This window comes from Streptomyces sp. NPDC029138 (genome assembly GCF_055564375.1).
This window is the reverse complement of sequence record NZ_JBVHWM010000012.1, coordinates 87,967-88,180: the sequence shown is the minus strand read 5'-3', so window position 1 is coordinate 88,180 and position 214 is coordinate 87,967. Positions and strand designations below refer to the sequence as shown.

Sequence of the window (214 nt, the reverse complement as noted above, 5' to 3'; positions counted from 1 at the left end):
CGGGAGTTCCGGCTGGACCGTGAGGACCGGGAGTTCCGGCTAGGCCCGGAGTTCCGGGGGGACCGGGAGGACCGGGAGGACCGGCGGGGCCGGGAGTTCCGGCTGGACCGTGAGGACCGGGAGTTCCGGCTAGGCCCGGAGTTCCGGGGGGACCGGGAGGACCGGGAGGACCGGCGGGGCCGGGAGCTTCGGCTGGACCGTGAGGACCGGGAGT

1 pseudogene is annotated in these 214 nt (G+C 75.7%); it reads left to right on the top strand.

Annotated elements, in window-relative coordinates:
* A pseudogene (locus tag ACZ4WH_RS13780) lies at positions 1-214 on the top strand (hypothetical protein); the annotation flags it as partial.